The organism is Corynebacterium striatum (assembly GCF_016728105.1).
GTDB classification, from domain to species: domain Bacteria; phylum Actinomycetota; class Actinomycetes; order Mycobacteriales; family Mycobacteriaceae; genus Corynebacterium; species Corynebacterium striatum.
In genome coordinates this window covers 2,560,893-2,579,835 of record NZ_CP068158.1, presented here as the reverse complement: position 1 = coordinate 2,579,835, position 18,943 = coordinate 2,560,893, and the positions used below count along the sequence as shown (strand labels likewise).

The 18,943-nt window shown below is 61.3% G+C and carries 17 protein-coding genes; 1 reads left to right on the top strand and 16 read right to left on the bottom strand.

The features are described 5' to 3' along the window. Position 1: 1 nt before the first annotated feature. The 15 genes from I6I72_RS12040 to I6I72_RS11970 form a co-directional block, all read right to left on the bottom strand. On the bottom strand, positions 2-340 hold the full coding sequence (locus I6I72_RS12040; RefSeq protein ID WP_201806971.1) for a P-II family nitrogen regulator: 339 nt from the start codon (positions 338-340) through the stop codon (positions 2-4). A gap of 3 nt (positions 341-343) precedes the next feature. Continuing rightward, positions 344-1,756 (bottom strand): ammonium transporter, encoded by a 1,413-nt coding sequence (locus tag I6I72_RS12035; RefSeq protein WP_201806968.1) that lies wholly within the window; start codon positions 1,754-1,756, stop codon positions 344-346. Positions 1,757-1,833: 77 nt separating this feature from the next. Beyond that, a complete protein-coding gene (locus I6I72_RS12030; protein WP_049062769.1) occupies positions 1,834-2,202 on the bottom strand; it encodes a Na+/H+ antiporter subunit G in 369 nt (122 codons plus the stop codon). A gap of 2 nt (positions 2,203-2,204) precedes the next feature. Further along, positions 2,205-2,495, bottom strand: coding sequence for a hypothetical protein (locus I6I72_RS12025; protein WP_005528847.1), 291 nt, complete (start codon positions 2,493-2,495; stop codon positions 2,205-2,207). Further along, the gene (locus I6I72_RS12020; RefSeq protein WP_005528845.1) at positions 2,495-3,025 is read right to left on the bottom strand and encodes a monovalent cation/H+ antiporter subunit E; all 531 of its coding nucleotides are present in this window, start codon (positions 3,023-3,025) and stop codon (positions 2,495-2,497) included. The genes I6I72_RS12025 and I6I72_RS12020 overlap by 1 nt, the downstream gene beginning before the upstream one ends. Next, positions 3,026-4,567 carry a monovalent cation/H+ antiporter subunit D family protein gene (locus tag I6I72_RS12015; protein WP_049145654.1) on the bottom strand — a complete coding sequence of 514 codons (1,542 nt, stop codon included), beginning with the start codon at positions 4,565-4,567 and terminating at the stop codon, positions 3,026-3,028. Then, positions 4,567-5,010, bottom strand: a complete 444-nt coding sequence (locus I6I72_RS12010) for a cation:proton antiporter subunit C (protein WP_005528840.1) — start codon at positions 5,008-5,010, stop codon at positions 4,567-4,569. Before I6I72_RS12010 ends, I6I72_RS12015 begins: the two co-directional genes overlap by 1 nt. Continuing rightward, positions 5,010-7,988: a DUF4040 family protein gene (locus tag I6I72_RS12005; protein ID WP_201806963.1), complete on the bottom strand. Its 2,979-nt coding sequence runs from the start codon at positions 7,986-7,988 to the stop codon at positions 5,010-5,012. The genes I6I72_RS12010 and I6I72_RS12005 overlap by 1 nt, the downstream gene beginning before the upstream one ends. Positions 7,989-8,273: 285 nt before the next feature. Beyond that, complete coding sequence (ftsY, locus tag I6I72_RS12000; RefSeq protein ID WP_201806960.1) at positions 8,274-9,857, bottom strand: signal recognition particle-docking protein FtsY; 1,584 nt, start codon at positions 9,855-9,857, stop codon at positions 8,274-8,276. Positions 9,858-9,906: 49 nt separating this feature from the next. After that, complete coding sequence (smc, locus tag I6I72_RS11995; RefSeq protein ID WP_049062401.1) at positions 9,907-13,449, bottom strand: chromosome segregation protein SMC; 3,543 nt, start codon at positions 13,447-13,449, stop codon at positions 9,907-9,909. A 28-nt stretch (positions 13,450-13,477) separates the two neighbouring features. Further along, a complete protein-coding gene (locus tag I6I72_RS11990; RefSeq protein WP_005528834.1) occupies positions 13,478-13,756 on the bottom strand; it encodes an acylphosphatase in 279 nt (92 codons plus the stop codon). After that, positions 13,757-15,274, bottom strand: coding sequence for an alanine/glycine:cation symporter family protein (locus tag I6I72_RS11985; RefSeq protein ID WP_049062402.1), 1,518 nt, complete (start codon positions 15,272-15,274; stop codon positions 13,757-13,759). A 37-nt stretch (positions 15,275-15,311) separates the two neighbouring features. Continuing rightward, complete coding sequence (mutM, locus tag I6I72_RS11980) at positions 15,312-16,133, bottom strand: bifunctional DNA-formamidopyrimidine glycosylase/DNA-(apurinic or apyrimidinic site) lyase (RefSeq protein WP_049062403.1); 822 nt, start codon at positions 16,131-16,133, stop codon at positions 15,312-15,314. Then, the gene (rnc, locus tag I6I72_RS11975; protein ID WP_005528828.1) at positions 16,133-16,903 is read right to left on the bottom strand and encodes a ribonuclease III; all 771 of its coding nucleotides are present in this window, start codon (positions 16,901-16,903) and stop codon (positions 16,133-16,135) included. Before rnc ends, mutM begins: the two co-directional genes overlap by 1 nt. Beyond that, on the bottom strand, positions 16,900-17,454 hold the full coding sequence (locus I6I72_RS11970; protein WP_236592631.1) for a YceD family protein: 555 nt from the start codon (positions 17,452-17,454) through the stop codon (positions 16,900-16,902). The genes rnc and I6I72_RS11970 overlap by 4 nt, the downstream gene beginning before the upstream one ends. A 344-nt stretch (positions 17,455-17,798) precedes the next feature. On the opposite strand from I6I72_RS11970, the gene I6I72_RS11965 reads away from it, so the two are divergent. Next, positions 17,799-18,197: a hypothetical protein gene (locus tag I6I72_RS11965; protein WP_201806958.1), complete on the top strand. Its 399-nt coding sequence runs from the start codon at positions 17,799-17,801 to the stop codon at positions 18,195-18,197. 9 nt (positions 18,198-18,206) lie between these two features. On the opposite strand, the gene I6I72_RS11960 is transcribed toward I6I72_RS11965, so the two are convergent. Further along, on the bottom strand, positions 18,207-18,902 hold the full coding sequence (locus I6I72_RS11960) for a DivIVA domain-containing protein (RefSeq protein ID WP_005528822.1): 696 nt from the start codon (positions 18,900-18,902) through the stop codon (positions 18,207-18,209). Between the last annotated feature and the right edge of the window lie 41 nt (positions 18,903-18,943).

The window sequence follows — 18,943 nt, the reverse complement described above, 5'->3', positions numbered from 1 at the left end:
CTTAAACAGCAGCTTCGTTGCGCTCGCCGGTACGGACTCGGATGACGTCCTCGACTGGGGTTACCCAGATCTTGCCGTCCCCAATCTTGCCGGTGTAGGCGGCCTCCACGACGGCGTTAATAATCTCGTCGACGGACTCATCGGAGACCACGATCTCCAGCTTGACCTTCGGAACGAAGTCGGTAGCGTATTCGGCGCCGCGGTAGACCTCGCTGTGGCCGCGCTGCTGGCCAAAGCCCTGGGTCTCGGTAACGGTAAGGCCATGAACCTCGAGCTGCTCCAGTGCTTCACGGATATCGGGCAGCGTAAAAGGCTTAACAACAGCGGTAATGAGTTTCATGTCTTACTCCTTGACTTCGGTACGCGGCGGGATAACGGGCGCAGTGCCCAACGTGGAAGTGTTTCCCTGCCCGTTAATAGTAGCGCCCATGCGCCCACGGGAGGAGTCAGCACCACTGCTTAGGTCATAAGCGGACTCACGGTGCTGCGCAACATCGATTCCGCCAGACTCGTCTTCTGCATCAATTCGCCAACCAATGGTCGTCTTGATAAGCAAGGCAATGAGATAGGTGCCAATAGCAGAGACAGCCATGGCTACCACCGCGATGACAGCCTGGACAGCCAACAACTTGAGGCCGTAGACGACGTCGCCGGTAAAGACGCCAGATCCGTCAGCAACCAGCGCCAAGCCTACGGTTCCCCACAGGCCAGCAATGAGGTGCACGCCGACAACGTCGAGGGAGTCGTCGTAGCCAAACTTGTATTTCAGGCTCACGCCGAGGCACGCTAGGACTCCGCCGACAGCACCGAGGAAAATCGAGGTCAATGGGGTCAGCGCTCCAGCGGCCGGAGTGATGGCCACGAGCCCGGCGACGACGCCCGACGCCGCACCGAGAGAGGTGGCGGCTTTGTAGCGAACTGCTTCCGTAGCCATCCAACCGAGCATCGCGGCCGCGGCGGCCACGGTGGTGTTGAGCCACGCCAGGCCCGCCACACCGTCAGCGGCGAAGGCGGATCCACCGTTGAAGCCGAACCATCCGAACCACAGGAGCGCGGCGCCGAGCATCACCATGGGCAGGCTGTGCGGACGCGCGAGCTTGCCTGGGAAGCCCGCACGCTTGCCGACGACCAGCGCTAGGACCAATGCAGCCGTGCCAGCGGAGATATGGACCACGGTGCCGCCTGCGAAGTCAATCGGCGCAACGGTGGCTCGACCGTCGGTGGTGCCGAAGATCCACGAGGAAACGGAAGCCTCGGCGTGGGACAGGATGCCGCCGCCCCAGACCATGTGTGCCAGCGGGAAGTAGACGATGGTGGTCCACAGGCCAGCAAACAAGAGCCACGCGGAGAACTTCACACGGCCAGCCAGCGCGCCAGAGATGAGAGCGGTGGAGATGATGGCGAAGGTGACTTGGAAGGCAATGTCGATGACGTTCGGGTAGCCAGAGGCGCCCTCGACGTAGTTGCCCGCGTCGTCTACGATTTGGCCGCTGAGACCGAAGAATTGGAAAGGGCTGCCGAAGAGTCCAGCGACGGACTGGGAGCCGTAGGACATGGACCAGCCCCACAAGACGTAGATGACGGGGACCACGGCCATGACTCCGAAAGACATCATCATCATGTTGAGCACTTGGCGACGCCCCGACATTCCGCCGTAGAAGAGCGCCAAGCCTGGGGTCATAAGGAGAACCAGGGAGGCACTGACCAGCATCCACGAGGAGTTGCCGGAAGCGGCAATTACTTGATCTGTCGTCATCTTCCACACCTTTTCTATAGATCGATAGTTACCCAAATGAGGTTACCTATCGATCTATAGAAAAGGCAAGAGGTCAGTTAGAACTCGTCTTCGTCGGCCTCGACAGTGCGCAGTTCTTTATGGACACGGCGAGCGTACTTCACGTCCGTGACGGTGACTCCATAAATCGAACGGCCCATGTAGAACGAGCCCACGGAGCCGATAATCCAGACACCGAAGCACGCGATGAGCACGCGCACCAGCGACCACAGCGAAAAGCCGTTTTCCGAGAAGTCCACGATGAGTTTCGCCACGAGCAAAAGCGGCACAGCCAGACCGACGGTGGGCCCAAGCAGATTGACTCGGGTCAAGGCGTCAGGAGCGCGCCAGAGTGCAATTGCGGTGGCGACCACGAGGATGGTGGCCACGATGAGCAGGATGGATGCGACAATCTCATAAATCGCCATGCTTATCGACGTCCCTTCGAGATGATGCGCGCCATCGACAGCGTCGGGAGCACGCCGGCCGCGATTGCCGCCAGCATGGCGATGTCGTAGAGAATCGACGCGTGGTTCGTGAACGTCCACGTGATGTACATGCAAAGCATGCCGTAGAAGGCCATGTCTGACATGACCGTGCGGGTCAGCTCGTCGCGGGAGCGCAGAGCTAGAAGCAACGCGGAAGCAAGGGCGCCGCCCATGATGAAGATGCAGACGAAAATGACCCATTCGAAAGCACTAAAATGCGCGAAATCCAGCATTATTCGCCTTTCCTTTCAGGGCGCAATGGCCACACGGAATACTTCTCAGTCTCGTCGGCAGGAAGCGGAGTGTCCTCAACCTGCGCAATGTCCGGCGCGCGCATGTGGCGACCGAGCGTCTCGAGTGGGTACTCGTAGAAAGCCGGGTCGAGTACCTTGGTGTCACTCTGGCCGGGAACGCCGTAGTCCAGCTCTTTAACGTGCGGCGCGAGGCGCTCTTCCATGTCGGCCAAGGATTCCATGATCTCAACTGGATCGTCGCCCATGACGGCTTGGACGAGCACAATGCGCGGCAAGCCCTCGGCCACCGGCTCGCGCAGGCCCAGCGATAGCGTGCCAGGGGTAGCGGTAATGGAGGATGTAAACCAGAAGATTTCCCACGCGCCCGTCACGCGCAGCGGGTAGCGCACGACGACTGGGTGGTAATTGTTCTTTGGCTTGAAGGACTCAGCCGCCAGTCCAAAGCCAGCGACGAAGATTTCCTTCACCAGCCACAGCGCATACACGCAGGAGTGAAAGAAGAGTTTCATTTAGCGACCTCCCTGGGTGGAGTCGATGTCCGGCAGGGCAACGGGGGCGTCGCCAAGCACAGCTTGAGTGTAGGCCTCGGTGTCGAGCAGGTCCTCGGCGGCGTGCATCGTGACGTCGATGACTGGGCCCGCCAAAATAAACATGGTGAGCGAGCCCATGATGAGCGCAGCCGACGGCGCCATCAGCTTCTTGCGGATGATGAGCTCAGCGGGGACCTTTTCCTTCGGCAGATCCTTGCCCCAGAAGACCTCGCGCCACACGCGCAGCATCGACAGGAAAGCGGCGAAGGATGCAATGATGATGACGGCGATGACAATCCATGCCCATAGGTCACCGGTGCGTGCAATCTCGCCGACGATGAGGACCTTGCCCCACATGCCGGAAAATGGCGGGAAGCCCACCACGGAAAAGGCACCAGCTGCGAAAATCCAGGCGATTATCGGGTCGCGGCGAGCCAGGCCCGACAGCTTGGAGAGCAGGCCCGTGCCGTAGGTCTCCTCGATGGCACCCGAGGCCAGAATCAACGAGCCCACGGTGAGCATGTGGTGGATGGTGTACAGGATGCCCGCGCCCAGAGCGCGCTGCGGGTCGTGGGTGGTAAATGCCATCATCACGAGGATGAACGGCATGCCGTTGAGCATTTGGTAGCCCAGCACGCGGCGGATCGAGTTCTCTGCCATACCGCCGAAGGCGCCGATGATCATGGAGACAATCATGACCACGATGATGAGGGTGCCCCAGCGCTGGTCCATGTCAAAGAGGTGGACCCAGAGGCGGTAGAGCATGTAGACCGCGACCTTAGTGTGCAGGCCCGAGAACAAGCCCATGACAGCGGCGGAGGTTCCGGGGTACGTGCGTGGCAGCCAAGACTGTACGGGGAACACGCCGGCCTTCGCCGCGATGGCAATGACCACGATGCCGGAAGCGACGGTCACTGGTCCGTTACCCGCGGCCGCGCCCTCGAGGGCTGCGAGGTTCACCACGCCCGTAACCGAGTAAATGTAGCCGACGCCGACCACCAGCAAAGTGGATGCAAAGAGATTGACCAACACGAACGCACGGCCCGCAGCAAGGCGAGACCACGTACCCGACATGGTGATCAGGCCATAAGACGGCAACAGCATGACCTCGATAAACACGAAGAAGTTGAAGAGGTCCGCAGTCAGCAAGGCGCCACACACGCCGGTGACTAGGATGAGGGTCAGCGACGCGTAATAGCGTGACTTGGTCTCGCCGCCCACGATGGCGAACCAGTTGGCGCCGAAGGCCACGATCATCGTGGTAACGATCATCAAGGCGGAGAAGGTATCCGCAGCAAACGCGATACCGGCGTTGCCTGGATACAAACCAACCGCGTGCGCCACAACGCCATTGTTCATGGTGTATAACAGCAACGCGAAGCCCGCGAAAATACCCACGCCGGGGATGACAAGCATGATGGAATCGCGCACGCCGCGCCACGGCGCGAGCAAAGCCAACGCCGCAGCGACGAGGGGCACCGCTGGGAACAGCGGCAACAGTGCACTGACGAGTTCAGCCATTACTTCTCCCCCTCCTCGGCTTGGTCAAGTTCCTTCAGGCGATCCATCTTGTTGGCAGAACGCTGCAAAATTTCTCGATTCTTAGAATCACGACCCAGCGTGGAGAACGCGTGGTCAATGGTGTTGTCATCAACCGGCTCCACGATGTCCGTGTCATCATTGGCGCCCATAGCGGCCATGGTGAGCAAAATCGTCGAGGTCGCCATGGAAATAACCACGGCGGTCAGCACGAAGGCCTGCGGCAGCGGATCCGCCATCTGGTCAGCTGGTACTTGCGATGGGAAGGACTCACCGCGGTAGGAGTACACACCCGTTGCCAGAAGAGTCAGGTTCGCGCCGTGACCGAAGGCCATCATGCCCAACACGATGTGGACCAGGCCACGCTGCTGAATGAGATAGACAGCAGAGCCGATGAGCAGAGCAATAGTCAGTGCAAGAATCATTAGTTATCCTCGCCCCTCTTTCGAATAGAGCGAGGGGATTCCTTCTTGGTTCGAGCTTCCGATTTGTTGAGCAGCGCCAAGGGGTTGCTCGAGGGATTGATGGGCTCGGGGTAAGGATCATCGACGTCGTCAAGCACCACGCGTGGGGTCGTAGGCAACGCGGAATCGTCGTCGTGGACCCACGGCAGGTAGTCACGTTCAGTACCTGGGCGCAGGTAGCCACCCAAAGCGTTGATGGCCATGGTGAGCATACCCAGCACTGCCAGGTAGATACCGAGATCGAAGATGAGCGACGTGGTCCAGTGTTGCCCCAAAGCATGGCCGTGGATGGCGGTGAGGAAGCCGCCCGGCTCGCCGTGATGCGGGATGTAGCCGATGAAACCGGCTGTCAGCGCAACGATGATGCCGATGCCTGTCAGATGAATCGGGGTCATGCGGCCGAAGACAATCTCGTCCGAACCGCGCGAGAGGTAGGTTAAGCCGATAGCCGCGCCCATAATCAGCGCCGCCGGGAAGCCACCGCCCGAGGCCTGGTGGCCGCGGTAGAACACAACCACGGACATGATGACCAGAATCGGGATAACAATCGCAATGCCCTTGCGCAGCGGAACGGAGTTGAGCTGGGACTGTCCAAACGGCGCCGGACGAGTACCCGAGGTGAACGGGAAACGCGGCAGCGTCGAAGTGACCGCTGCGATAACCACTGCGGCCATACCCAGAACCGAAAGCTCACCCAAGGTATCGAGTGCACGGAACTCAACGATGATGGTGGCCACGACGTTGTCGCCGCCGGTGATATCCGGAGCGTTGTTCAAGTACCACAGGGCAAGGTCCGAGCGCTCGTGGCGACCCATCAGGCCCCAAACACCGAGGAATGCGGCGCCACCAGCGAGGACTGCGATCACAACCGAGCCAGCCTTACGCGAGGTGTCCTGCACTGGGTGGAACTTCTCCGGCAGGTAGCGTAGGACCATCATCATAACGATGACCGACAGTGCCTCAACGGTGAACTGCGTGAGGGCAACGTCGGGGGCGCCCAGCAAGAACATCTGCAGGGTCACGCCGGTACCGGCAATGCCGATCATCACAGCACCCGTAAGACGGTTGCGGGTGCGGACGAGGCCAATCATGGACAGCGCCACGATGGAGAGCGGCAGCAGATCCCATGGGTTGTCCAGGCCATCGACGCGGGGCGCCAGAGCGACGCCGTCGACGCCCTCGCTGATGAGCCCCGCGGCCGCCAAGATGATGAGCAGCAAGACGATCGGAAGCATGAGGCGCGAAGGGTTGTGAGTATCCGACATGCGGCCTACAAAGCGGCCGATGGAGGTGGCCCACTTCTGCACGAGGTTGAGCATTTCGTTACCGGTGCGCGGCACCAGCTTGGTGCCCTCAAACGCGGCCCACAGCTGCTTGCGCACGAAGACTCCCGCGATACCCGCGAGTAGGACCACGGTGGAGATGATCAGCGGAACATTAATGCCGTGCCACAAAGCCAGGTGTGCGTGGGAATGCAGACCGACAGAACCGGCCATCAAGTCCAAAGGCTTGTCGAAGGTGCCCAGGAAGAACACCAGCGGCAGGGACATAAAGCCCGGCAGCGCAGCCGGAAGCCACAGGCGAACAGGCGCCTCGTGGACCTTGGACATGTTGCGCGGGCCGTCGAAAAAGGCGCCGAAGACAATCTTCGCGGAATACGTGAAGGTAAAGAACGCGCCAATCGCGGCGACGAGCAGCAAGATGACCTGCCCCGCCCCACCGATTGGAGCCTCTTCAAAGGCAGTCAGCATGCCTTCCTTCGAGACAAAGCCCAGAAGCGGCGGAACTGCGGCCATCGACGCCGCGCCGATAGCCATCGAGGCAAACGTGAATGGCATCTTGTTCCACAACACGCCCAGACGGCGGATGTCGCGGGAGCCGGCCTCGTGGTCGACTACACCGATCAGCATAAAGATAGAGGACTTAAACAGCGCGTGAGCCAGCGTGTGCACGAGGGCCGCGGTGATAGCGAATGGCGTTCCGACGCCGATGGTGGCCACAATCCAGCCCAAGTGCGAGACCGTGGAATAAGCGGTGAGCTTCTTCAGGTCCGTCTTCTGCACGGCAAAGACCGCGGACATCACCGCGGTGCCCATGCCGACCACGATCAGCAACCAGTTCCATACCGCCACGTCGTGGAAGATAGTGGAGAAACGAATAAGCAGGTAAACGCCCGCCTTAACCACTGCGGCCGCGTGCAGGAAGGCCGAGACCGGGGTCGCAGCTGCCATGGCTTCGGGAAGCCAGAAGTGGAAGGGGAACTGCGCTGCCTTGGTAAACGCCGAGCACGCAATCAGGACGGCAACACCGGCAGTTAGACCAGGGCGCTGTGCCCACACGCCGGAGGCAAGGATCTCCTCCAGATTCGTGGTTCCCGCCGCGGTTGCGGCAATCGCCACGGCAGCAAGCAGGGTCAGGCCGCCGATGAAGGTAAGAATCAAGGTGCGCTGCGAGCCTGCCTCACCTGCCTTGCCGGAGCGAGCAATGAGCATAAACGACGCCAAGGACACCAGCTCCCAGGCAAGGAACAGCAAAATGACGTCGTTCGCCAGAGCTAGCAGCAGGATGGACATTGTAAAGGCAGTCATCAGCGTATAGAAGCTGACGTTGCCTTTGCCCGCAGGAAGATAGGCCGCCGAATAGGTAAATACCACCGCACCGATAACGAGTGCCAGCATGGCGAAGAAAACGCCGAGGGCATCGCCGCGGAGGGCGAAATTGACGTCGATGCCCAAGTCCACGACATCGCGAACCCAGGTGCGGCTAAAGGAAATTTCTTTGCCCTCGGATAGAGTTCCGAATTCTTTGGCAAGGAGAACTGCCGCCACAACAAAAATGCCGGCTAGCGGATAGCCGGCGGCGCGATCGGCGACCCGGACGGTCACCGGGGCAAGAACCACTGCCAAAGCTGCGAGGAGGACAACATAAAGAAGTGTCACGAAAGATGAGCCTCACGAACCATTGTTTAGAGATTTATAACTTTGAGCGTGCAAAAATAAGACGTATCCACCGTACCATTGTGGTTTAGGTCAAAGCACATTATTTCTGTGCCTAAGGTGACGCTGGAACGTCTTAGGTAGCCAGAAAAACACCGCAGGAGCTGCGCTTTTCGACGCCCCCTTTCCCAAAATTCTAACGGCTACTCGATATTAGAAGCGAAATAGGTACACAAAAAGCCGCCGGGTTTTCCCGGCGGCTTTTCACGCATTAGCGCAACGACGCTACTACTTCTCCCCTAGCAGGGCGTCGACAAAGCCCTCGACCTCGAATGGAGCCAGGTCATCGGCACCCTCGCCAAGGCCAACCAACTTGACCGGCACACCGAGTTCCTCCTGAACTTGGAAAACAATGCCACCCTTGGCCGTGCCATCAAGCTTGGTGAGGACAACACCGGTGATGTCCACGACCTCGCGGAAGATGCGAGCCTGGGTCAGGCCGTTCTGGCCGACGGTAGCGTCGAGCACCAGCAGCACCTCGTCTACTTCGGCCTTCTTTTCGACGACGCGCTTGACCTTACCCAGCTGATCCATCAGGTCGACGGAGGTGTGCAGACGACCGGCGGTGTCGACGAGTACCACGTCGACGCCCTGGTCGACGCCGGCTGCCACGGCATCGAAAGCAACGGATGCGGGGTCAGCGCCTTCCTTGCCGCGAACGGTCGTGGCGCCGACGCGGCGCCCCCAGGTCTCCAGCTGATCGGCGGCAGCAGCGCGGAAGGTATCGGCCGCGCCCAGCAACACCTTGTGGCCCATGGCGACGAGAACGCGAGCCAGCTTGCCTGTGGTCGTGGTCTTGCCGGTGCCGTTGACGCCGACGACCATGATGACGGCCGGCTTGCCCTCGTTTGGCATGGCCTTGATAGAGCGGTCCATCTCTGGGTGGCCGGCCTCGATGAGGGACTCACGCAGCATCGCGCGTGCTTCTTCCTCGCTGGACACGCCGCGCTCAGCGATCTTGTCGCGCAGGGACTCGGTGACCTTCAGCGTGGACTTGGTGCCCAGGTCTGCCATGATGAGGGTGTCTTCGATTTCTTCCCAGGCGTCCTCGTCGAGGTCGCCTGCAGACAGGATGCCCAAGAGGCCCTGACCAATAGCGTTCTGGGACCGGGACAGACGGCCGCGCAGGCGGCCCAGGCGGCCGCCCGCCGGCTCGATGTCAGCATCTGGTTCGGACGGCGCTGCAATAACTTCAGCGTCCTCGGAGACCTGCAGTTCCTCCGGCTCAGCATCAAGAGCGGCCTCAGCGCCCGCAGTCTGCGCTTCCGCAGCGACAGCCGCTTCCTCAGCCTCTGGAAGGTCCGGCACGTCTTGCGCGACTGGCTCATCTTCCACCACAGGTTCGACTGAAACCGTGTCCTCTTCGACGGTATCGGTGGAGTCAACCTCTGGAGTCTCCTCAGCCTCTGGCTCAACCGACTCAGCTGCCGGCTCAGTGGTTGGCTCGGCTACAGGAGCCTCAACGTCCTCGTCTGCGAGCTGGGCATTGGCGAGCTCGGTTGCATCGCGGGTATCGCTTGGCTCGGCTGACACCTCTGCAGGCTTTGCCTCAGGCTGGGCTACAGGCTGAGCAGCAGGAACCTTTTCTGGCTGCTTGTCGGCATCGCTACCGGCCGGAGCGAAGTTAAAACCGGATTTAGCCTGGTAGTTGCCAGACTTCTGCTCCTGGGTCAGCTCCTTTGGTGCTTCCTCGGCGGGCTTTTCGAAGGAAACCTTCTTCGAATCACCACGCTTCTTACCAACAACGATCAGCACGATCGCCAGCACCACAATGACAGCTACGGCAATAAGAATCCACGAGATAGTATTCATGTCCTCTATAGTGCCAGGCTTAACCCCATCGGGCACCACTAGCCGTGCATTAATTGCCGTCAGTATCTCCTGTGCCGTCAACAGCGGCAGCTCCGCGCGGCGCATCGACGCCCAGGCGGGTCGCGTCTTGGGCCGCAGCGTCAGTTCCCGGCGCAGCGCCGGCTGGACTCATGCGCTGGGAAATCACGCGCGTGACACCGTCGCCGCGCATAGTCACGCCGTACAAGACGTTAGCCACGTCCATCGTCGGCTTCTGGTGCGTGATCACAATCAGCTGCGAGTCCTTGCGCAGCTCCTCGAAGAGGGCGATGAGGCGTCGGAGGTTGACGTCGTCAAGCGCGGCTTCAACCTCATCCATCACGTAGAACGGGCTCGGTCGCGCGCGGAAAATCGCCACCAGCATCGCCAACGCCGTCAAGGACTTCTCACCACCAGAGAGCAAAGACAGACGCTTGACCTTCTTGCCCGGCGGACGCGCTTCCACCTCAATGCCGGTAGCCAGCATGTCGTCCGGCTCCGTCAAAATCAGGCGTCCCTCACCGCCTGGGAACAGCGTCTGGAAGACCTTCGGGAACTCCGCTTCCACGTCTTTCCAGGCATCAGTGAACAGCTGCAGTATCTGCTTATCGACATCCTCAATAACCTCCGAGAGATCCTTGCGGGCTTGGATGACGTCGTCAAGCTGCGTCGATAAGAAGGAGTAACGCTCCTCCAACGCCTTGTACTCCTCCAGCGCCAATGGGTTGACCTTGCCCAACGAGTTGAGGTCCTTCTCCGCCTGCTTCAGGCGCGCGGTCTCGGCGCCGCGGTCGAAGTCCTCGCCCGGGGTGTAGTCCTTGAGCAGGTCCGGGATGGCGATCCCCAGCTGTTCTACAATCTTCGCTTCCGCCTCATCGGCACGCACCTGCGCCTGGGAACGCGCAATCTCCGAGTCATGCGCATTGGAGGTCAGGCGGTCGAGCTGCTGGCGGGTGGCAGAGACGTGCTGCTTCGCGGACTGCAAGCGGGCGTTCAAGACGTTGCGCTGGTTGACCAAGTCATCACGCTCGGCGGTGGCACGCTCCAAGGCATGGGCCGCGCGGGTAGCCAGGTCCTGGGCATGCTTGGACACCGCGCCAGCCAGGGCAGCTTGCGCTTTGCGACGCGCCATCGCCTGCTCATGGCGAGCTTTTGCCTGACGTTCATGCTCTGCTTGGCGACGCAGCGCGGCCCCCTTGCCCGCAGCCTGGCCCACCCTATCCTGAGCGGTGCGGGCCGCGAGCTGAGCTTCCATCTCCATGGCTTTAACCTGCTCGAGTATCCTCGACGCGGAGTCACGCTCGACGGAGGAAGGCTCGTTGTCATGCTCGTCCTCGTCGACACGCGCGAGGCGATCCCGAGCTTCGGCGAGTTGTTCGCGCAGCTCCGCGAGCTTGACCTCGATGTCGGTTGCGCGCGCGGCGGCCTTCTCGTGCTCGGCTTTGTTGACCTCGTGCTGCTTGATAAGACGCTGGTGGTCACGGCGCCAGGCCTCGACCTCAGTGTCGTGCTCGCGGAGAGCAGCTTTAGCCGACGCCGCGGCAACGCGGGCGTCGTCAGCTGCAATCTTGGCGCCTTCCAACGTGCCGGAGAGCTCCTCGAGCTCCTGCGTCGCGGACTCCAGCTGGGACTCAGCCTCTGCGATGCGGGCGGAGACCTCCACTGTGGAGGAAGCGCCGGTGCCGGCCTCGACCCAGCCCTCGCCCACCAGTAGGCCTTCCGGGGTCACGGCGCGCAGGCGCGGGTCCTCGCGCACCACCTCGCGGGCGGCGGAGAGATCCGGGACCAGGACGACGTCAGAAAGCAGGCGTGTGACCGCAGCCTGCACCTCCGGCACCAGCACTACTTCGTCGAGCAACCACGTGACTGTAGAGGGAAGGTCGGAGTCCAAGCGCCACTGTGCGGCAGCGTTGCTGGCGATGTCAATGAGCGGGGTGCGCGTGGCGTTGTTGAGGCTTTCAACGACGCTGTCGGTGACCTCGCCGGCTTGGGCCTCAGCAAAGGCACCCAATGCTGCCGCGACGGCGGTCTCGTGTTTAGTGGAGATGAAGTTTGCCAGCGGCTGGAAGTCCTCGCCCAGGTCGATGTGCTCAGGGGCCGTCTGCGCCAGGGTATCGATACGCGAGCGCAGGGTGTAAACGGCGCGCTCGCGTTCGCGTTGGCCGTCGCGCAGCTGCTCGAGGCGCTTGTCGGCGGCGCTCGATTCGCTGGCCGCGCGCAGGTGCGCCTCTTCGAGAGGCTCGCGCTCGGCATTGAGTGCTTGGAGTTTGTCGGCGACGTCGTCTGCCTCGACCTGCGCCGTGCGCGTGCGGGACTTGGTGGACTGCAGGGTCTCTTCCTGGCGCTGCAGCTCTTCCTCTGCTGCGGTGACCTGGCTTGCCAGGTTCTCCTCAGCGGCGATGAGCCTGACGACGCCCTCTCTGCGGTCCGCGATGGCTCGCAGCTGCGCCATGTGTTCTTTTTCGGCCTCTTCGAAGGCTGCGCGGCGCTCCGCGACTTCCTCGCGGATGCTCTCGAGGCGCTCAGCGGCCTCCTCGGCGATCATGAGCAGTTCCGCGTGCTCCTCATCTGCGCGGAGTGCGCGGGCCTCGAGTTCCTCGGGGTCTTGACCTGCATAGGCGACCTGCGCGCCGACATTGCTGGCACGCTCAGCGGCGATGCGCTGGGTCGCGGAAATTCGCTCGGAAAGGGTCGAAAGGTCAAACCACAGCTTCTGGGCGGCCTCGGCTTTGGGGGTGGTCTCGCCGAGCTCAGCCTCGATTTCGAGCTGAACGCCGGAGGCTTCCTCAAGTTGCTCGGTGATTTCGGCGACCTGCTCCGCCAGCATGGCAGCCTGGTGCTCGGCGTCGGCAAACTTCTTGCGTAGCTGGACTACTTGGTCGCCGGCGATCCGCAGGCGCGCGTCGCGCAGATCTGCTTGTACCGTGGCGGCGCGCTTGGCTGCCTCTGCTTGACGCGCCAGCGGCTTGAGTTGTTTTCCCAGCTCGTCGGTAAGATCTTGGAGGCGATCCAAGTTGGCCTGCATGCCGGTGAGCTTGCGTTGCGCCTTCTCCTTGCGGCGGCGATGCTTGAGCACGCCGGCGGCCTCTTCGATGTAGGCCCGGCGGTCCTCAGGGCGCGATTCAAGAATCTCCGCCAACTTTCCCTGGCCGACGATGATGTGCATCTCGCGGCCGATGCCTGAATCAGATAGCAGCTCCTGAATGTCCATCAAACGGGCTTTGGAGCCGTTGATTTCGTATTCGCTGGCGCCGTCGCGGAACATGCGGCGGGTAACGGAGACCTCAGAATAGTCGATGGGCAGCGCGCCATCCGAGTTATCGATAGTAAGGGTGACCTCGGCGCGCCCCAGCGCCTTGCGGTCGCCCGCTCCGGCGAAGATGACGTCCTGCATCTTGCCGCCGCGCAGGGTCTTGGCGCTGCCTTCGCCCATTACCCACGCCAAGGCGTCAACGACGTTCGACTTGCCCGAGCCATTGGGCCCCACAACGGCACAGATACCGGGCTCGAATTTTAGGTTCGTCGCAGACGCAAAAGACTTAAAGCCTTTGAGCGTGAGCGATTTGAGGTGCATTCGTGAAAGTTTAGCAACTACTACGGCGCTAGCGTTCGATGAATCCGCTTTCGCCCCGCGGCGTCGACCATTGCTCCACCACGGTGGTGACCACGCCCGGGCGGCGAGTGGTTGAAGGCTCCTCGCGCAACAACTCGAGCAAACGCTTGCAGTCGACGCATGGGCCCTCCGCCACCACCTGCACGCGGCCATCAGCCAAGTTGGTGGCATGGCCGGCAAGGCCTAGCTCCAAAGCGCGCGAACGCGTCCACCAGCGGAAGCCCACACCCTGGACCGAACCGTGGACAAACGCAGTCATGCGCTCCATTTAGTACTCCCTCAAGTTGGAGTGGTCGCCCAGGTCGTACTGGTGCTGCAGGCGCTGGCGGTCCTCCGGACTGCGGCGGGTAACTGGGTCAGAGCCGTCCCAGCACTCGACGTTCTTGAGCTCCGGCAACATGTCGCGGTGGAAGACGGGATCGATGCCCTTACGGCGCTGCTCGTTGTAGTTCTTGAGCAGCTTGATGGCCACGCCTGAGAGCGGAACGATAGCCAGGATGTTGAGGAAGACCATCGTCGCAGCGCCGGTATCGGCCAGTGCGAAGACGAACGGGAGGGAGCCGACCGCACCGAACCATACGAAGAAAAGCACGACCAAGCGGAAGATGTTGAGGACAACCTTGCTGCGGGTCAGGTACTCAACGTTGGACTCTGCCAAGTAGTAGTTGCCGAGAATTGAAGAGAAAGCTAGGAAGAAGAGGATGAAGGTCACGAAGTGAATGCCCCAGTTACCGACCTCAGAAGCCAAAGCCGCCTGGGTCAGGGAAACACCCTCAGCGTCCTCACCGTAAGCAATGGACGGGCCGAGCAAAATAATGAACGCCGTGATGGAACAGACCACCAAGGTATCGAAGTAGACGCCCAAGGTCTGCACGAGGCCCTGCTTAACTGGGTGAGACACCGTTGCGGTGGCAGCTGCGTTAGGAGCAGAACCCTCACCGGCCTCGTTGGAGAACAGACCACGCTGGATACCCTTCATCATCGCGGTACCCAAACCAGCACCGGCGATCTCCTTGAAGCCGAGGGCGTGGCCGATGATGTCGCCAATCATGCCCGGCACCTTGTCGAAGTTCGTAATCACCACGAAGCCACCGATGAGCAGATAAGCAATAGCCATGAAAGGAACGATGACCTGGGTGATGTTCGCGATGCGCTGCACGCCACCGAAGATGATGAGTGCAGCCACAGCAGCCACAATCAGGCCGACGATAGCGCGGAACATGGTGTCCTCGCGGCCGAAGGAGAACGCGATGGAGTCAGCAATCGCGTTGGCCTGGAAAGCGTTGTAGACAAAGCCGAAGGTAAACGCGATAGCCACGGAGAAAATCGCAGCCAGCGGGCCCCAGCCCAGACCGCGCTTCATGTAGTAGGCCGGGCCACCGCGGTAAGCGGAACCCTCGCGGACCTTCCACACCTGCGCCAGGGTGGACTCGACAAACGCAGTCGCACCACCCAGAATCGCAATGATCCACATCCAAAAGACAGCACCCGGGCCGCCAACGGAGATGGCCACGGCCACACCAGCCACGTTGCCGGTGCCCACGCGCGACGCCGCCGAAATGGTGAAGGCCTTAAAAGCAGAAATGCCGCCGTAGTCCTCGTCTTCGTCGCGACCGACGCCCTTCGGGCGCTCGACCACGGCCTTGAACATTTCCGGCACCATTCGGATTTGCACCAAAACGGTACGGAAACCAAAAAAGAGTCCGGCAGCGATCAAGATCCACGGGATCAGATAGGTCCAGACCGAGTCATTGAACGTTGTTACAGCGTTCTCAAGAAATTCCATGGAGAATATTTAACGCTATGTATCCCCTATCGATCCATTAATAGGTCTGGCAGCGGGGGCAAAAATGGGTGGATCTACCACCCACTACGACGCGCACCAGCTCGGTTCCGCACCTGTCGCACGGCGCTCCGGTGCGCCCATACGCGTGCAGGGATCGCTCAAAATACCCCGACTCACCATTGACGTTGACGTATAAGGCATCGAAGTTCGTGCCACCGACCTTGAGGGCGGCGCGCATGACGGAGGCGGCGGCGTCGATAAGCGCTATAGCGTCACGTTGCCGCAGTGTAGAAGCCTTCTTTTGGGGCTGCACCTGCGCGGCCCACAAAGCCTCGTCGGCATAGATGTTGCCGATGCCCGAAACCACCGTCTGGTCCAGCAGGGCGGTCTTCACCGCGGTTTTCTTTGTGCGAATCCGCCGCGCGGCCGCGACGATGTCGAAGTCAGGCTCGAGGGGGTCCGGGGCGATGTGCGCAATCTTCAGCCACGGGGCCAACAACCAGTAGCCAAAAGTACGTTGATCAATAAAGTACAGGTTCACACCGCCGCTTAACGACGCCCTGATCCGCACATGTTTCGAGTCCGCCTCCCCCACCCGCATCTGGCCGGACATGCCCAAGTGCACGAAGAGGACGTCGCGACCGGGGTCGTGGAGATTCTCGTCGGCGAACTCAATCCACATGAATTTGCCGCGCCTTGCGAAGCCGCCTATCTCCCGCCCCACCAACAGCTGGTCGAGAGGACCTTCCTGCCCACGGTTCGCGCGCGGGTGCAGGACTTCAACGCGCTCGAAAGTCCGCCCGGGAAGGTAACCCTCCAACCCGCGGCGGACTGACTCAACTTCGGGCAGCTCCGGCATTAAAGCTCGCGGTTTGCGGTGCCCTGAACGAGAAGCGGAGTCTCGCGCAGCGTTTGGCACGCTTCTTGCGCGGCCTGCTGCTCGGCCAGCTTCTTGTTGTGGCCCACACCATTTCCTACGGTCAGGCCGGCGACAGTAGCCACAGCGGTGAAGGTTTGATCATGCTCAGGGCCCGTCGACGTCGCGGTGTAGACCGGCATCGGCGCCTTGAGCTCAGCGCAGAGTTCCTGCAGGTTGGTCTTCCAGTCCATGTGGCGACCGGAGACGACAGCGTTGTCGATCTTCTTCTGGAACAGACGCAGGATGACGTCGCGTGCGGTTTCAAAGCCGTACTGGCGGTAGATGGCGCCAAAGATGGCCTCGGTGGTATCCGCAAGGATGGAATCCTTGTCGCGACCGCCCGTGGACTGCTCGCCCTTGCCCAGCAGAATGTGCTGGCCAAGCTCGATCTCGCGGGCGATATCGGACAAGCCGTAGCGAGACACGATGGAAGCACGCATCTTCGAGATATCCGACTCCGGACGCGACGGGTACTGCTCGTACAGCTTCGAAGCCACAGACAATCCGAGGACTGCATCGCCTAAGAACTCGAGCCGCTCGTTGTTGGGAAGGTAGCCGTTTTCGTTGGCAAAAGAGCGGTGCGTCAGGGCCAGACGCAGGTTTTCATCGGCCAGCTCGACGCCCAAAGACTTCAGAAGCGGCGCATGGTCGACCGCAGCATATGCCTGCTCCAGGGCCTCTTCACCGGTTAGCTTATTTTTCTTGCTCACAGGAACTTCTCCAGTCCGGACCATCGAGGATCGACCTTATCTTCCTCCTCACCGGACACTCCGGTGGTCACACCCTCTGGGGTTTCGATGTCGCAGCCGTTCTCGCACACCGGCGCGAAGGGCAGGCCGAGGCCCGCCTCATCAATGACGGTCTGCAGAAGGTCGAGCTCGTCGTTGACGATTTCCGGGACTTCGTCGCCCGAGCCTTGGTCCTCGGCGTCGGCTTCGTCGCCGCCAATGAAGCCCTCATCCGCGGCGAATACTTGCGATACGTGGAGGTCCAGCTCCGGATGGAGCTCCTTAAGGCACCGCGCGCACTCCCCGGTGAGGGTGCCGGTAACGGCGGCGTCGACAAGCACGCCCGATCCCAGCGGCGTCAAGGTGGCGTCAACGGTGATTTCGTCGCCCTTTTCGACGGCGATCATTTCCACACCGATGCGCTCCGGCGCGGGTCCCTTCTGCACGCGCTGCTCAGGCATCGCGGCAGCGCCCTGGCTGCGCAGCAACTCGGCCACATTAAATTTCAGCGGTGATTCCAATACATCTGCCATAACGCCTCATAGCCTACCCTGTGGGGCGTCATACTCTTAGCCGACGCCGCACCTAGCCGCCGCAACCATACCTGGGGATTACCTGAAACCCACCGCACAAGCCCCTATGCACCATGTTTATAGGGTTCACACATGACCTAAACGCCCCTACGCTAGCTCTTATGAATTTCGACACCGCAGGCCTGCCCGGCGAATTGTCCCAGCTTGGTTGGGCGTTTCCCCTCTATTGCGTAACTCCCGTGTGCCTGCTCGTTGGTGTCGCAGCTTACTGTCATCGCCATGCCAAACGCACTGCTCAGGGATATCCGCTGTGCTCGGTTGCATGGCGCGGATTGATGTTCGGGATGATTCTCGGAGCGTTCTTCGCGCTGCCACTGCCTTTCGACGTCACTATCATCATCGCCTCCGCCGCACTCGGCGTTGGTGTGGGCTGGCTGACGTGGTACTCCCGCGAATCGGTGGCGGGCGTATTCATGACTACCGCCTCGACGATTGCCGGAATCAGCACGATGGTCGCCCTGATGTACGTCGTCGAAGCGTTCACGCAGTTCGACGCCTTCGCATCCAGCCCGTCGAGCATGTGCCCGCTTCTTTGGGCCATCTTCGGGCTCCCTGCCTTCGTGAGTGCCGCTATTGCCGCCGCAGCAAAGACAACGACCCCTGCTGATGGCCAGGCGGTGTACGACAGACCGTCCGGCCACCAGCAGGGGCCACTGGCGACGTCCCTAGCAGAAGCCCGCTAGGGACAGGATTTAACGCTCGTAGCGTTCCGAGCTGCGCTCGGTGCCGCGCGCACGCACACCGGCGCCACGACGCAGCGCCTGGCGGTCAGAATTAACGGTGCGCAGCAGTCCAGACAGCGTGGACTCGAACTCGCCCAGCTTGGAATCAACGAACTCGTCGCACTCGGTGCGCAGGCGGTTGGACTCGGTGTGGGCGGTCTCGACGATGCGGTGCGCCTCGTCGTTGGAGCGGCGAACCACCTCAGACTCGGAGACCAAGCGGTCCTGCTCGGCCTGGCCGGCAGCGACGCTGCGCTCGTACTCCTTATTGCCCTGTGCGATGGTGCGGTCCGCGTCGGCACGGGCGCTTTCGATCATGGCACTGGCGTCGTCTTCTGCCTGAGCCACCATGGTGGTGGAACGGTGCTGGGCGTCGGAAAGCATGGCGTCAGAGTCTTCCTGCGCGCGGGACATGATCTCATCAGCCTGCGCGTTGGCGTCGGCGACAATCTGGGCGGCGCGCTCCTCGGCGCCAGCCAGGATTTCGTCCTGCTTATCGAGGACGTCTTGGGCGTCGTCCATTTCGACAGGTAGGGCGTTACGAAGGTCGTCAAGAAGCGCCAGCATTTCGTGGCGCGGAACCATGCAGTTGGCGGTCATGGGAACGGAGTAAGCCTGCTCCAGGTTGCGAACAAGTTCATCGAGGGACTCAAATACGCGGTACATGCGCTCAGAGTAACCAAAGAAACTTTCGTCACACGTATCCC

Excerpts from the sequence above, each read along its gene's own strand:
- I6I72_RS12040 (WP_201806971.1), bottom strand. The coding sequence starts at position 340 with ATGAAACTCATTACCGCTGTTGTTAAGCCTTTTACGCTGCCCGATATC.
- I6I72_RS12035 (WP_201806968.1), bottom strand. The coding sequence starts at position 1,756 with ATGACGACAGATCAAGTAATTGCCGCTTCCGGCAACTCCTCGTGGATG.
- I6I72_RS12030 (WP_049062769.1), bottom strand. The coding sequence starts at position 2,202 with ATGGCGATTTATGAGATTGTCGCATCCATCCTGCTCATCGTGGCCACC.
- I6I72_RS12025 (WP_005528847.1), bottom strand. The coding sequence starts at position 2,495 with ATGCTGGATTTCGCGCATTTTAGTGCTTTCGAATGGGTCATTTTCGTC.
- I6I72_RS12020 (WP_005528845.1), bottom strand. The coding sequence starts at position 3,025 with ATGAAACTCTTCTTTCACTCCTGCGTGTATGCGCTGTGGCTGGTGAAG.
- I6I72_RS12015 (WP_049145654.1), bottom strand. The coding sequence starts at position 4,567 with ATGGCTGAACTCGTCAGTGCACTGTTGCCGCTGTTCCCAGCGGTGCCC.
- I6I72_RS12010 (WP_005528840.1), bottom strand. The coding sequence starts at position 5,010 with ATGATTCTTGCACTGACTATTGCTCTGCTCATCGGCTCTGCTGTCTAT.
- ftsY (WP_201806960.1), bottom strand. The coding sequence starts at position 9,857 with ATGAATACTATCTCGTGGATTCTTATTGCCGTAGCTGTCATTGTGGTG.
- smc (WP_049062401.1), bottom strand. The coding sequence starts at position 13,449 with ATGCACCTCAAATCGCTCACGCTCAAAGGCTTTAAGTCTTTTGCGTCT.
- I6I72_RS11990 (WP_005528834.1), bottom strand. The coding sequence starts at position 13,756 with ATGGAGCGCATGACTGCGTTTGTCCACGGTTCGGTCCAGGGTGTGGGC.
- I6I72_RS11985 (WP_049062402.1), bottom strand. The coding sequence starts at position 15,274 with ATGGAATTTCTTGAGAACGCTGTAACAACGTTCAATGACTCGGTCTGG.
- mutM (WP_049062403.1), bottom strand. The coding sequence starts at position 16,133 with ATGCCGGAGCTGCCCGAAGTTGAGTCAGTCCGCCGCGGGTTGGAGGGT.
- I6I72_RS11970 (WP_236592631.1), bottom strand. The coding sequence starts at position 17,454 with ATGGCAGATGTATTGGAATCACCGCTGAAATTTAATGTGGCCGAGTTG.
- I6I72_RS11965 (WP_201806958.1), top strand. The coding sequence starts at position 17,799 with ATGATTCTCGGAGCGTTCTTCGCGCTGCCACTGCCTTTCGACGTCACT.
- I6I72_RS11960 (WP_005528822.1), bottom strand. The coding sequence starts at position 18,902 with ATGTACCGCGTATTTGAGTCCCTCGATGAACTTGTTCGCAACCTGGAG.